Annotated in this window: 18 protein-coding genes; 2 read left to right on the top strand and 16 right to left on the bottom strand. The window is 32.8% G+C overall.

Features of this window, described 5'->3' with window-relative positions; all coding sequences use genetic code 11:
* On the top strand, positions 1–215 hold a 215-nt coding region (locus M0R38_11890), incomplete at its 5' end, for a hypothetical protein (protein MCK9482433.1).
* On the opposite strand, the gene M0R38_11885 is transcribed toward M0R38_11890, so the two are convergent.
* The 8 genes from M0R38_11885 to M0R38_11850 form a co-directional block, all read right to left on the bottom strand.
* The gene (locus tag M0R38_11885) at positions 212–994 is read right to left on the bottom strand and encodes an aminoglycoside 6-adenylyltransferase (GenBank protein MCK9482432.1); all 783 of its coding nucleotides are present in this window, start codon (positions 992–994) and stop codon (positions 212–214) included. The two genes, M0R38_11890 and M0R38_11885, sit on opposite strands and share 4 nt — an antisense overlap.
* Before the next feature lie 290 nt (positions 995–1,284).
* The gene (locus M0R38_11880) at positions 1,285–1,998 is read right to left on the bottom strand and encodes a hypothetical protein (GenBank protein MCK9482431.1); all 714 of its coding nucleotides are present in this window, start codon (positions 1,996–1,998) and stop codon (positions 1,285–1,287) included.
* A 202-nt stretch (positions 1,999–2,200) separates the two neighbouring features.
* Positions 2,201–2,827, bottom strand: a complete 627-nt coding sequence (locus M0R38_11875; GenBank protein MCK9482430.1) for a hypothetical protein — start codon at positions 2,825–2,827, stop codon at positions 2,201–2,203.
* 199 nt (positions 2,828–3,026) lie between these two features.
* Positions 3,027–3,470: a hypothetical protein gene (locus M0R38_11870; GenBank protein MCK9482429.1), complete on the bottom strand. Its 444-nt coding sequence runs from the start codon at positions 3,468–3,470 to the stop codon at positions 3,027–3,029.
* The gene (locus tag M0R38_11865; protein MCK9482428.1) at positions 3,467–3,736 is read right to left on the bottom strand and encodes a hypothetical protein; all 270 of its coding nucleotides are present in this window, start codon (positions 3,734–3,736) and stop codon (positions 3,467–3,469) included. The genes M0R38_11870 and M0R38_11865 overlap by 4 nt, the downstream gene beginning before the upstream one ends.
* 221 nt (positions 3,737–3,957) lie before the next feature.
* On the bottom strand, positions 3,958–4,584 hold the full coding sequence (locus M0R38_11860; GenBank protein MCK9482427.1) for a hypothetical protein: 627 nt from the start codon (positions 4,582–4,584) through the stop codon (positions 3,958–3,960).
* Positions 4,585–4,803: 219 nt separating this feature from the next.
* Positions 4,804–5,472: a hypothetical protein gene (locus M0R38_11855; GenBank protein ID MCK9482426.1), complete on the bottom strand. Its 669-nt coding sequence runs from the start codon at positions 5,470–5,472 to the stop codon at positions 4,804–4,806.
* A gap of 64 nt (positions 5,473–5,536) precedes the next feature.
* Complete coding sequence (locus M0R38_11850; protein MCK9482425.1) at positions 5,537–6,442, bottom strand: AraC family transcriptional regulator; 906 nt, start codon at positions 6,440–6,442, stop codon at positions 5,537–5,539.
* Between M0R38_11850 and M0R38_11845 the strand changes: the two genes are divergently transcribed.
* Positions 6,436–6,702, top strand: coding sequence for a hypothetical protein (locus tag M0R38_11845; GenBank protein ID MCK9482424.1), 267 nt, complete (start codon positions 6,436–6,438; stop codon positions 6,700–6,702). The genes M0R38_11850 and M0R38_11845 overlap by 7 nt on opposite strands.
* A gap of 28 nt (positions 6,703–6,730) precedes the next feature.
* On the opposite strand, the gene M0R38_11840 is transcribed toward M0R38_11845, so the two are convergent.
* From M0R38_11840 to M0R38_11805, 8 genes are all read right to left on the bottom strand, one after another.
* Positions 6,731–7,354, bottom strand: a complete 624-nt coding sequence (locus M0R38_11840; protein ID MCK9482423.1) for a hypothetical protein — start codon at positions 7,352–7,354, stop codon at positions 6,731–6,733.
* 147 nt (positions 7,355–7,501) lie between these two features.
* A complete protein-coding gene (locus M0R38_11835) occupies positions 7,502–8,236 on the bottom strand; it encodes a hypothetical protein (GenBank protein ID MCK9482422.1) in 735 nt (244 codons plus the stop codon).
* Positions 8,237–8,362: 126 nt separating this feature from the next.
* Complete coding sequence (locus tag M0R38_11830) at positions 8,363–8,542, bottom strand: hypothetical protein (protein MCK9482421.1); 180 nt, start codon at positions 8,540–8,542, stop codon at positions 8,363–8,365.
* 4 nt (positions 8,543–8,546) lie between these two features.
* A complete protein-coding gene (locus M0R38_11825; GenBank protein ID MCK9482420.1) occupies positions 8,547–9,245 on the bottom strand; it encodes a hypothetical protein in 699 nt (232 codons plus the stop codon).
* 261 nt (positions 9,246–9,506) lie between these two features.
* Positions 9,507–10,037 carry a hypothetical protein gene (locus M0R38_11820; GenBank protein ID MCK9482419.1) on the bottom strand — a complete coding sequence of 177 codons (531 nt, stop codon included), beginning with the start codon at positions 10,035–10,037 and terminating at the stop codon, positions 9,507–9,509.
* 157 nt (positions 10,038–10,194) lie between these two features.
* Positions 10,195–11,136 (bottom strand): hypothetical protein, encoded by a 942-nt coding sequence (locus tag M0R38_11815; GenBank protein ID MCK9482418.1) that lies wholly within the window; start codon positions 11,134–11,136, stop codon positions 10,195–10,197.
* A 245-nt stretch (positions 11,137–11,381) separates the two neighbouring features.
* Entirely contained in the window at positions 11,382–11,699 is a 318-nt protein-coding gene (locus M0R38_11810; protein ID MCK9482417.1) for a hypothetical protein, read from the bottom strand.
* A gap of 473 nt (positions 11,700–12,172) precedes the next feature.
* On the bottom strand, positions 12,173–12,658 hold the full coding sequence (locus M0R38_11805) for a hypothetical protein (protein ID MCK9482416.1): 486 nt from the start codon (positions 12,656–12,658) through the stop codon (positions 12,173–12,175).
* Positions 12,659–12,829 lie beyond the last annotated feature (171 nt).

Raw genomic sequence — 12,829 nt, 5'->3', positions numbered from 1 at the left:
AAAACCTTCAGATGTACGAAGTCCCTGAAAGGGCTTCGGACGGCAAAGCCTCCGGGCGATGTAGCGGAAGCCCGAAGGGATTTCGCTACATCGTTTTGGGTATTGCCGAAGGCGGGGAAATCGAAGCGATTCACTGTCAACCAAGCAGAAACTTTGGTAGAAGCACAAACTTTGAATTTAGCACATTAACCCCGCTTTTGGCAATACCTTGTTAGCGGTAGTTTTTTCTTATTTCGTGTAGGATTTCGTTCAGTTTTGTTTCAATATTTAGTTCGTCAAATAGTTTCTCCGATAAATTTAATGAGTTTTCAAAAGCTAAAATTATGTTTTTAGGATTTAAATCCGATGTTATTGTTTTATACGCAGAATACCAAGTCATATCAATATCCTTTTCAAGACTTTTAGTCGGACTTTCCCAATGTTGGGTTTTGTTTATTCTTGCTCTAATAAGCCAGAGCAAATATTTCTGAACGTTTGATAAACTATGATGAGCGTGAGCAAATTCCTCTCGCTTAATTAAGTTACTTGTTGTCAGTACAACATTCAGTAATGATTGACTTAACCACAAGATGTTTTCATTTGTTATTCTTTCGGGCGATTTCGTTTTGATTTGATTAAGCGTTTTCGTTAAATGTCCGTCTTTGTCGATTAGGTTCATTTGGTCAAAATCGCTAAATGTAACTATTCCGTCCCAAGATTTGATAATTTCAATTTCCTCTGTTTTTAAAAAATGAAATTCTCCTCTGACCAAATTCTCAAAAATAGCAACTTCGGTTCCATATTCATTTATAAAATATAAAGCCACAGGATGAATTTGATTTACCCATTTTTCTGCCGAGAAATTTTCTTTATTTTTTACAAAGATGTAAAATTCGATGTCAGAATATTTGTCTCCTTCGTTTTTGGTAAATGAACCATACATAAAAACAGCGGAAACATTTTCGTCATATTGAGCTATAGATTTTGTTATGTTAATCATTTGTAACTGTGTCATTTTTTCTAATTTTTAAAAGTTAATAATAGAAAATTCCATTACTTTTTGAAAGCAATGAAAAGGTTTAAGTTTATATATTTTGGACAGTTACTTATAGCTTCATCGGATTATATTTTTTTATGTTCAACATTCTGTTTGGTAAAATTACCGCTAACGGGTTGCAAATTGGCGATGGAGCCGCTTTTAGCACAAATGTTGAATAGAATTACTGCTCTTCAACCTTGCACAAAAGCCCAATTGATGCACTTCATCGGCTCTATTGCCAATTTGTTTGTTAGCGGTTCGCTTTTTTAATTTTCATTTTGTTTCCTAATTCCGAAAATTGAGTTTAAATCGACTTCAGAATTTAAAAAATTCTCATAAATATTTGTTTGAGTTTCAGAGTCAAGTTTTTGAGATGATTCTTCCAATATTTTCAGTAATTCATTTTTAAAACTAACAACCTCTGGGTTATTTGACCGTGTCTTTGTAATTACGTTTGTTATACCTTTTAATAACTCATAAGTGAAATCAGAATAATAGTCTATTTGTTTATTTTGTATTTCGAATAGTTCAACTTTTTTACGATTAGTCATTATCTGTAACTCCATTTTCTTTTCGATAATCTTTAAATTTTTTATAGCTAAATTTATACAGGCATTTAAGCAATCGCCTTCTTTAGAAATCAGTCCTCCTTCATCGAGATGTTTTTTGAATCTATTTACAATCCCATTATCTAGTTGAGCAAATAAAGTTTGAAAAGAGTTACATTCCAAGTCGTGCATGAACTTATTTCTTATTATCATCAAAAGTTCAAAATTCAATTTTTCCTCTTTTGTTAAAACTCCAAAGTCATTTAATAAATCAATTTTATTTTGAAGTGAAATTTGTCCCTTGTTGCTAAATAGTCTAGTATTATCATTAGGTACAAATAATCCCAAATTATACTTGAGTAAATCGTTAATTGCTTTTTCAATGATTAATGAATATTCAAGAATTTTGCTTCTAATTTCTATGTTTAACATATTTTTAGTGTTCATATTCTATTGACAGGCTGTTAATTATATTTGTTTCAATAAAGTGACCGCTAACGGTTTCGGGCTTTGCGTTCGGGCGGGTTTCGGAGCACAAAGCTTCAATTTATTACTAAAGTTTATTAGAAGCACAATGCTCTAAGTTTGTACGTCAGCCCGCCTGACGCAAAACCCGTGTTAGCTGCTGCCTTTCTCATTTCATATTGTAAAAACATTGACTGCCAATCGCACCTCCTCCATATTCTAAAACAAGTCTGTCGTTTACTAGAATATAGGTGCAACTGTCATTATAATTTAATTTTAAGCTGTCAGGAATTGGCTTGTCAAAAACATTAAAAGAATACATTCCCATTCCACTTCGTTGAAAGCCAATTTTTGCAGGTTCACCACTCTCAATTTGAATGCAGTTAGCCCTATCCAACTTCTCTTTTAAAGTTTTTAATGTTTCTCTAGTCCATCCCATTGGCTTTATAATGCTGTCCATTCGTTGAGTATTAATTTTCAAGTCCCATTCTAAAAACATAGGTCCGTTTGGGTCGCCTGCCGTAGAGTCTAACGCTTTAATTCCAAATCTTCCTAGTGTATTGTCGTCACTAAATTCAATTTCAACAAATCTGTTCTTTGGAACAATTTCATTGAAATATCTTTTCAATTCGTAAATCTCTGTTTTGTTTTTCTCAAAATTGTCTTTTAGTTCAGAAACTGAATAGTCTTTGTCAAAACCGCCAAAAGCAGAAACAATCATTAATATGTAACCAATAAATATTACAAGTCCAATTCCGCATAAAATTAAAAAGCCAATAAATATTTTTTTAAACATTTTCTATTTCGTTACGTGGTTCGTCAAGGTTGCAGCTAACGTTTCCGGGCTTTGCGTTCGGGCGGGTTTCGGAACACAAAACTGTCAACCTGCACTAAACTTGAATAGAAGCACAAAGCTCCAAGTTTGCACGTCACCCCGCCTGACGCAAAACCCGTGTTATGCCTTCGCCCTTCTTTTTCTGTCGTCCGTTTAATTGTCATTTTGGTTGTCTCGTTTTTGTAAGTTTTACAATTCTAATTACCGAAAATATTTGTCCGCTTATGAATATAAAAAAGAAGGTCGAGATTAAAGGAACAATAAATGGAGGGTCATTTGCATTGTCGCTTAGAAGTCCTGCAACTGGTAGTATTTGAAAAATTGTCAAGCCGATTAAAAATGTCCAATAGAACTTAAGTTCATTCTTTTGTCTAATGGACTTAATTGTCATTGTCAACAAAATAATTGTCGGTATAGCATAAAGCAAAGTCCAAAGTCTTGATTTCACTTTCTCTGCTTCATACATTGTTCTGTCGTTAGCCCAACCTTCTGTCACTGCTCTGTCACTCACGTCAGCAGGAGTCCCCATAAATAGGTCACCAAGCCAAAATATAAGAATTAGTCCAAGTGTCAGAATGAATAATATTTGAAGAGTTTTTGTCAATTTTTGCTGTCTTTAATTTCTGTTTTGTTGTCTCTTATCCACCGTCTTCCATAAATCCACAATGTAATTGTCAATGCGATATGAAATGACCAATAAATTGCAGTCCCAATAACTTTTCCTACTTGATAGCTGTCCAAAGCACCCGTGAATATTTTAAAAACGCCAAATATTGCCCCGATTAATTTAGAAAGCTGTCCAACAATTGCAAGTGTCAAAATGATTGCAACCACAATAAATATATAGCCTAATATTTTCCTTGTTGTCATTGTCTGTTGTGTCGTCTTTTAGGGTGAGGCATAACGTTTCGAGGCTTGGCGCAAGTGCGGGCTTGAATTGAGCGAAAGTTCAATTCAGACCGAAACTAAGCCAAAGCCAATTTCTATTTGCTAATATAACTAAAAAGCCAATAAAATTGGCTTTTGGCGACTTAATATGCAGAAAAGTTCAACTTTGCACTTAACCCCGCATTTCGCCAAGGCTTTGTTAGCTACAGTTTTTCGTAATGATTCTCAAAATTATGGTTTATTAATTCATACAATCTTTTAAACTTTTTTAATGAATGAGATTCGCTGGATTTACTAATTAAATTTCTCGGATTATTAAAACTGTATATTTTATATTCATTTGAAGTGATTATTTCAATAACCATCGATTCTCCATCTAGCATAGTATCTTCTATACGTTTTTGTTCTATGTCGTAAGTTTTCAAAGATCTAATATCAATTTTTATAAGAGAATCTTCAAATTTTTCCCAACCAATTAGAGGTTCAATTTTTTTGCTATATTCTGATTCTCCTAATAATAATGGTTTGTTACCAATTATTGCATTCCATTTACCATCTTTATAACTCAAATTCAAAAATTTATTAGATTGAAATAATGTACCTGTCGTGGAAAATCTAATTTTTAATTGTGAGTCAATTGTGTCCCCTATACAATTTCCAATTTTATTATTAATATAATTCCAAGAAGGATTTATTTCAAAATAGTTAATTATTGAAGTTACGCTATCCAATTCAGTAAAATTTTCAGATATAGTAAATTCTTGCTTTTGAACTTTATTACAGCTCAAGAAAGTAAGTAATACAAAAAATGTTAGATTGTAGTATTTCATCTGTAAAATTGTAGCTAACGTTTCGAGGCTTGGCGATAGTGCGGGCTTGAATTGAGCGAAAGTTCAATTCAGACCGAACTAAGCCAAAGCCAATTTCTATTTGCTAATTTAAAAATAAAAGCCAATAAAATTGGCTTTGGCGACTTAATATGCAGAAAAGTTCAACTTTGCACTTAACCCCGCATTTCGCCAAGGCTTTGTTGTGTGCAGTATTTTTTTTTAGAACAAGTTTACCGCAACAAATCCACCAAAATTATTTTTATTGATTTTCATCGGTCCATACCAATCAAAATTTGCTGCCGCTCCGAAAGTAATATCTTTATAAGTCAATCCTGCACGAAGCATTACGTAGCTTCTGCTATGATAATCGTGTCCTAAATTGTGTGTGTAAAGTCCTTGTATTCTTGTGTATAAATTTAATTTTTCGTTTATTTTAGGCTTGTACTCCACTAAAGCAAGAGCGTCAAAGTTTGCATTTTTTGACAAATCTACTCTTGGATTTACAACCGCTAATAATTTCGGATTGCCATAAGAGAAAATAGCTCCTGCCGATGGTCGGATTCCATCAATTGGATTCCAAATAAAACCGCTTGACAAGTCAATTCCTCTAACTATGCTGTATGTCAAATTTCCCTGAACCATATAATCGTTCATTTTAGGTTCTCCCCATTCGGGTTGGATGTTGGTAACACCAAAGAAACCAAGTTTTGGTACACTCTGCAATTTTTTATTGATAATCATTTGGTAAGCTAATGCACGGTCTCCTGCAAAAGTTTCCATAAAGATGGGTGGATTTTTTGTTTCAGGGGTCGTTGTTTCCTGTGCTTTAACTGAAAGAACTGACATAAATAAGGCTGTTCCTAAAAGTACTTTGTTGAAATGGTTCATATCTAAAATTGTTTTATGCAAAATTAAATCTTGAATACAGCACTTTAGAGCAAAAACAAATCAATTATTGGTATTTTTCAATCATTTTCCGATATTCTAATGGGGTTTGTTTAGATAGTTTTTTAAAAAACTTACCAAAGTAAGATAAATCACTAAATCCCAACTCAAAAGCAATTTCGCTTATGTCTTTTGAGGTTTGTAATAGTAGTACTTTGGCTTCTTGTAACAAAATTTCATTATAGACCGATTGAGCTGATTTTCCCAAGTGATTTTTTATGGTTTTATTCAGATGATTTGGTGTAATATGTAATTTTTCTGCCAATTCGCCAATGGTATATCTTTTATCTAAATTGGCATTAATCAATCTTATGTAATCTAATGCTATATTTTGTTTTTTACTGATTTTTTCGGGATTTATTTTTATTTTCTTAAAACTTATTTCTGTAATGACAGTCCGTAAATATTGAGCAATTAGATTATTATTTTGTTTCCAATTATCTCTATAAAGGTTATTGATTATTTTAAGTAATTGACAGATTCGTTCCGTTTTATCTTTCTCTATTATTATTTTATTTAATTGACCATTTGTCAATTGCCAATTTAGCAAAAGCGAATTATCAGCAAGAAAATCATTAGAAAAATGGCAATAAAAACCATTTATATCTTCTGAATAGAAGTCGGTAGTAGTAACTTGCAGTTGCGGTACAACCAATAATTCGTTTTTGTGAATCTCATAAGAATTGATACCGACTTGTCTTTTTGCATAACCGTCAGTAACAATGAAAAAATCGTTCACTGTTTTTTTATGCGGAGGTAAGGGCAGTTGTAGATTTATAGTTTTGTCGTCAAGAGCGTGAATGAAAAAATTGTTTACACTTTCTTTCCATCCTTCTTGATATATAGTTAAGTCAACAAATTGATTTTTAAAATCAAATGGTTGAAAAATGGAAATATTTTTTTTCTTTGACAAAATTTGAGGTTATCGGGTTTCCTAATATTGCACACAACGGGGAACAGATTGGCGATAGTGGCGGATTGAATTGGACTGGAAGTTCGATTCAGACCGACAGTGAGCCGATGTGTTTCCACAGAGCTAACTTACAAATTTTCAGCGAATGTGGAACACATTCGGCGGATAAAAAAGCAGAAACGCTCAACTTAGCACTTCACCCGCCATTTTGCCAAACTGCTGTTAGCGGTTCGGCTTTCTTGTTTTTGTCTGGTTGTTAGTCTTTCCAATCTTAATCTATTTATTTGTTTAATGTCTCCAATATGAATGAAAGTAATCAAGTTTTTGGTTTTTATCGATTATGTATTGCCATTTTGATGTGTCAAGAATCAAATAGTTATACCCGAAAAAATGTCTTTCTGTCCCACTTTCAAAAACTGTCAATTTGTATTGATATGCTGGAAATCTTGAAAAAACAGAATCCAATGAAATGTCTTCATAGTTCCTTACTTTGCTATTATTCCAATCGTTGACAAAGGTTTCTATTTGTCTTCTTGATAAACGTTTTATTTCATTGTGTTCATTAGAGAAAATGGTCATTGAGTCGATTGTATTTAGTTTCAATATTTTCTTAGTCGGAGTAATTTCAATTGTGGTCTTGTTGCAAATGTTTAGTATCAGGTAATTCTCGTTTGTTGCTTGCCATCCATATGTGCAACTGTCAATCTGTTTTACATTACCTTTTTTCTGGTTGTCTTCATAAATGTCGTAAGAGTAATAGTATGCTAAAACCAAGTCAGGGCATTTTGATTTAATAATTTTGTATTCACGAACTTCCCATTCTTGAACAGATTCACATTTTCTTGAGGAGTCAAAGCAAGACGTCAAAGTTGTCAAGGTTAAAACTGTCAATATGTAGTTTATAATTTTCACAATGTCGTTTTTTAAGCTGACCGCTAACGTTTTGGGTATTGCCGAAGGCGGGGATTTTTAGCACTAAAGCTCAATCGAAGAAACAATGTTGAACCTGGCACAAATGTCCAACCGAAGATGTTCAGCCCCGCTTTTGGCAATACCTTGTTATGGGCTGTTTTTCTCTTCTGTCTCACTTTTTACTTCATATATTGTTTGTTCAACCGCTTCTTGCTGGTCTTCTTGAATGCTTAACTGCTTTTTGTTTTTATAAACCAAACTTGGCCAAATGTCATTCAAAGCTTTCTCTAAAACTTCTGTCAGTTGTAAACATTGCTCATACATTTCAAGGAAGTATTGAATTGTTACTGGCAAATACTTTCCAGATTTCACACGAGCCAAAACACCTGCTTTATTTAAGTATATTTCATTTGCAACTCCCTTATTGTGAATGTGAATATCACGGGTTGCTTTTAGTTCAATATATTGATGAAAAACTGGGTTTTCTAAAAGTTTAACACCTGTATAAAAGCTAAACTCGTCAGCGTATTCTTTTGGTGATTTATATGCAAATTCGTTAAGAATTGTGTCAACGATAGTAAGTTTTATTTGATCGAGGTTATCACAAGCTAAAATTTGATCAATGTCCAGTTTTCGTTTATTAGGAATTTTTTTGGGAAACTCAATTAAAATTGCTCTTAATAAGTCATTTAACATCGTTTCTGTAATAGTAACTAGTTGATAAATAGCGTCAATTGGAAGTTTGTTAAGCCCTAAAAATGCATACCTTTCTTTTAATTCGTCTTTTGAATAATTGTGCGGTTGGCTCATCATTGTTGTCTTGTCAGGATTGTAACCAATTGGATAGGATATAGGAATTGTATCTTCCTTTTGGTTGTCCACCCAAGTAGTCATTTGTTCAAATGAAATATAAGTCAATTGAGCCATCTCTCCTTGTAGAAAAAGTTGATTTCTGCTTGAGTTTATTATCTGAATTAGTTTGTCTCCAAATGTTTCCATATGTCGTTTTTAAAATTGCCCATAACGGTTTGCCGCTTTGCGAAGGCGGGGATTTTTAGCACTAAACTTCATTAGATGCACAAAGTTTGAATTTAGCACTTCACTGTCATAGAAGCACGAAACCCCCGCTTTTGCAAAACGGCTGTTACAGGCTGGCGTTTTTGTTTTTATTAAGTTGTCAAGTTTCATATTGTCAACTTGTTATACCTTTTAATATTCGTTCGTTTCTGTTATTCATTAAGTCTAACGTATGTTCCATATATATTTTATACTCGTCAATTGTCTGTGGCAATGGTGGTCTGTTGAAATTGTCAAACGGTAAAGAAAATTCAATTTGTCCGTTTTGGTCAACAAAGTCTTGTAAATGAAAAAAGTCAACATAGCCTTTGAAGTCAACAAATAAGTCAAAAAAGTCCTTGTAATTTGTAATTGTTTTTGAAAGTGGGCTTTCTTCGTCTCTGTAAAAACGTCTTATGCACTCCAATGTCAAATCAAACCTGTCACAAATTATTCTACTTACTCCTCTGGCTTGATTAATTGTAAATCCATTCTTTTTATGTGCTGGAAAAACTATGTGTCCGCCAATTGTCCGCACTTTATGTTTTAGTTCTTCGCGTTCATTGTCTGAAAGCCAACCGTCAAATTTGTTGTTATATTTTCCGTCAAAATGAGGACACATTCTGTCGCTTGACAAATTCATTGTAAAGTTGTTTTTCAAAAGAAATCTTCCATAACTGTCTCCTTTAATTTCCAAGATGAATTCTTTTCCGTTTGGTAATTCTTTACTCCATAACAACTTGTGAGTTTCATATAATTTTGGACTGTCCGTATCAGGGTCGCCACATTTACTGTCTTTTCGAAAGTCAAAATCTATATCAATTTGTTCTGTCATTTATGCTTTAAATTTCATTTTTATTGTCGGGTCGTGTCGTCCTACGCTTGCCTGTAACGTTTCGAGGCTTGGCGACAGTGCGGGCTTGAATTGAGCGAAAGTTCAATTCAGACCGAAACTAAGCCAAAGCCAATTTCTATTTGCTAATATAACTAAAAAGCCAATAAAATTGGCTTTTGGCGACTTAATATACACAAAAGTTCAACTTTGCACATAACCCCGCATTTCGCCAAGCCTTTGTTGTGCGTTCGTTTTTGTTTTTTAAAATATCCATTTAATTACTGTTACAAATCCAATAAGTAATAGAATGAAAATTAAGGCCAAAACAGAGAAGAATATGTATCCACCTAATTTCTCTTTTAAGGTTTGTTTTTGTTCGGTTTTGTTCTTTTTCTGAGTATTTGTTTTAGGATTAAATTTCGGAATATATTTCACTTTTCTATTGCTATCCAATTCCAATTCGGTTAGTTTTTTTTGTGCATATTCAGATAATTTAGTTTTATCCCCTCGAAATACAAGGTCTTGTAATATATGATTGCCCGAATAGTTTACAGACTTTTCATAAATCTCAACACATTTTTTTATTCGTTCTTCTGTTGGTTCTGTTAATATCCAATATTTTCCGGCTGAATCTAAAAAACCGCTTTCATAATACAGTTCAGCAAGTTTATTCCATAACTGAATTTCATTCGGATTTTCCTGAATTAAATTTCGCAACCTATCAGTTGCTTTGTATTTCATTCCGTTCTGAATTTCTAAATCTATTCTATTTAATTTTTCTTCTAAATTCATAACGTTTCTGTAAAATGACGCACAACGTTTCGGGTATTGCCGAAGGCGGGGATTTTTAGTACAAAAGTTCAATCGAAGAACGAATGTTGAACCTTGCATAAATGCCCAATCGAAGCCGTTCGGCCCCGCTTTTGGCAATACCTTGTTACCTGCAGTTTTATTTCTTCTTATTTTGTTCAAATTTATTATTTACATGTGTAATATAAGCTAGTTCATTGCCTTTAAGATTATTACGTTCTTCGAATTTTTGAAAGTTTACAAATTGCTCTGAAACATCAAAAAGTGCTTCTACTGATTTATCAAATTTCAACCTTATTAACTCGGAAAGTGCTTTAGGAATTGCAGTCACCAAAGTTTTAACCTTAGTCAATCTAGTTTCTATTTTGTGTCGTCTTAAACTTTCGGAATACTCATATTGCAAGTGATTTATTTTATCAGTAAGCTCATGATATTTAATTTCATTGGGTAAATCATTTATCCAATCTCTCAAAGCATACATCTTTAATTTGGCTTCATTGTCATTTTTAAAATCAAATATTTTTTCCCATGGTGTATCGTCTGAAGGTAGGTGCAACATTTTATGAACTATATCGTATGCTTTGGATTTATTTTCGCTTGGCAAGTCATATGAGTAGTAATTATTAAGTCCAGCTATACAATGTTTAGTTTCGTCAACATTGTTAGCGATACTACACCATAAACGAGTATTCAATTCATCCCATTCCATATGTGCTTTTATTCGATCACTAATTAGAGTTTTATCCATCTTATCCAATTTTACCCTAAGTCCCATAGTAACTTCTGCTAGCTCTTTGTCTTTCTCACTAATTTCCACTTTGGTTTCCTTAACACCAATTATTTGCTTGTGATCAATGAAATATTCTTTTTCAATTAAGTAGTTTATCTCATTAAAAGCGTTTTCTAATTGTTCTTGTTGAAATTTACTATATAAATGTTTATAGTCTTGTATTTGTTGTAATACTCGTTCAGGGCTAAATACTCCGACTTTATCATAAAGAAGAAGGTCTCTTTTTATATCATAAAAGTTGAAAATATTTTGTAGAATACAAGTTTCAGATTTTATTAGATACTTACTCACTTTGCGGACTTTATTTTAAATTCGATATTTTGGTTAAAAATTGCAGGTAACGGGCCGCGGCTTTGCGATAGTGGCGGATTAGAAAGCCAAAACTTTCAATTATGCACTAACTTGAGCAACAGCTTTTTTATATTTACTAAAATAAGAAAAAAGGAAATATAAATAGCTGCTGCGGATAAAAATGCACAAACTTTCTATATTTCCCTTAAACCGCCATTTCGCAAAACCGATGTTACACGATGGCTTTATTTTTTATAAGCTTGTTCTTTATAAATTTCAATAAATTCTTCTGCTTCTTTCATAGTGTTTGGAAATTCTGCATATTCATTCATCAATTTTCCGTCTTCAATTTTGTAAATATGTTGAAAAGGAAAGCCATTTTCGATTAAAAACTTAACAGTTTCCCAAGCCTTTTTATCGTTTTTTTTCGGCGCTCTGAATCTATGAGATAATAAAGTCATAGGTTTGCCGCATTCAGGACAAGGATATGAAAGTTCTGAACCTAAATCAATATCACGATTGAATGAAATTTTACATTCTAAACATACTTTTTTATATCCCATTTTTTGAGATTTTATTTCTAAAGATAATTAATAGAATAATTATAACAATATCAGAATAAATTAAAGTTTTCAAATTGCTTATTGAATCACATAAATTGTCACCAGTAATTTTTGATATACATTCAGTTGGAGAATCAGTTTCGTATTTTAAACTTACCATTGTATTAATAATTCCGAAATAAAATATTGGAATTAGAATAATCAAAATGATGATCAATATGTAAAAGTATTTTTTCTTCAATTTATACGCAGAGTTGGGAAAGCTTTCGTGTAACGGGCCGCGTATTGGCGATAGTGGCGGATTAGAAAGCCTAAACTTTCAATTTTGCACTAAGCTAAGCAACAGCCTTTTATTATTTTCTAAATTTATGAAAAAAGGAAATATAAAAGGCTGTTGCGACAAAAAAAGGAGAAACTTTCAATTACTCCCTTAAACCGCCATTTCGCCAATACGATGTTAGCTGTAGTGCATTTTATATTAGTCTCAAATTTTGAAGTAGATCTAAAATATGTTGACCTTTTAAATTATTTACCAGATTATGTTGTGTTCTATCTTCAATTTGATATGTAGATGTCCAAATAGTTTGAAATCCATAAGTAATTCTTATATTTTCAACAGCAGCAACTGTTTCACCTCTTGTTCTACAAGTACATACAATTATATCGCAGTTAAACTTCGTAACTAAATCAATTAATCTATTTCTCAGATTTGTTTTAGGGTCTCCTTGGCTTTCAATACCAATTATTATTCCCCCAATTTCAACGACTAATCTAAAGTCTCCATTTGCTGGAACATTTGCAGGAATAGGTAAAATAGGAGTATGTGTTGGATAAGTAAGCAATAAATTATTAGCAAATTGTCTTAAACTTTCAGTTTTTCCTTTTTCTCCAGCATTCCAAACAGCGAGTATTGTTTTCTGTTGGGAATTAGCTTTGATAATATTGTTTTGGTTTTCCATTATTTCACTGGTTTCAATATAGACGAGTTTTTTGCATTACAGCTAACGCCCGGAGGCTTTGCGAAGTGTTTTGCATTTTGCAAAACCTTCAGATGTACGAAGTCCCTGAAAGGGCTTCGGACGGCAAAGCCTCCGGGCGATGTAGCGGAAGCCCGAAGGGATTTCGCTACA

The sequence above is a fragment of the Bacteroidia bacterium genome, from assembly GCA_023228875.1.
In the GTDB taxonomy this organism is placed as follows: Bacteria; Bacteroidota; Bacteroidia; order NS11-12g; family UBA955; genus JALOAG01.
Note: the sequence above shows the minus strand (reverse complement) of the source record. Positions and strands in the feature narration are given on the sequence as shown.

Bases quoted from the DNA above. Each gene is read 5' to 3' on its own strand.
- M0R38_11820 (MCK9482419.1), bottom strand. From the start codon at position 10,037: ATGAATTTAGAAGAAAAATTAAATAGAATAGATTTAGAAATTCAGAAC.
- M0R38_11810 (MCK9482417.1), bottom strand. From the start codon at position 11,699: ATGGGATATAAAAAAGTATGTTTAGAATGTAAAATTTCATTCAATCGT.
- M0R38_11880 (MCK9482431.1), bottom strand. From the start codon at position 1,998: ATGTTAAACATAGAAATTAGAAGCAAAATTCTTGAATATTCATTAATC.
- M0R38_11825 (MCK9482420.1), bottom strand. From the start codon at position 9,245: ATGACAGAACAAATTGATATAGATTTTGACTTTCGAAAAGACAGTAAA.
- M0R38_11885 (MCK9482432.1), bottom strand. From the start codon at position 994: ATGACACAGTTACAAATGATTAACATAACAAAATCTATAGCTCAATAT.
- M0R38_11830 (MCK9482421.1), bottom strand. From the start codon at position 8,542: ATGAAACTTGACAACTTAATAAAAACAAAAACGCCAGCCTGTAACAGC.
- M0R38_11865 (MCK9482428.1), bottom strand. From the start codon at position 3,736: ATGACAACAAGGAAAATATTAGGCTATATATTTATTGTGGTTGCAATC.
- M0R38_11805 (MCK9482416.1), bottom strand. From the start codon at position 12,658: ATGGAAAACCAAAACAATATTATCAAAGCTAATTCCCAACAGAAAACA.
- M0R38_11860 (MCK9482427.1), bottom strand. From the start codon at position 4,584: ATGAAATACTACAATCTAACATTTTTTGTATTACTTACTTTCTTGAGC.
- M0R38_11875 (MCK9482430.1), bottom strand. From the start codon at position 2,827: ATGTTTAAAAAAATATTTATTGGCTTTTTAATTTTATGCGGAATTGGA.
- M0R38_11855 (MCK9482426.1), bottom strand. From the start codon at position 5,472: ATGAACCATTTCAACAAAGTACTTTTAGGAACAGCCTTATTTATGTCA.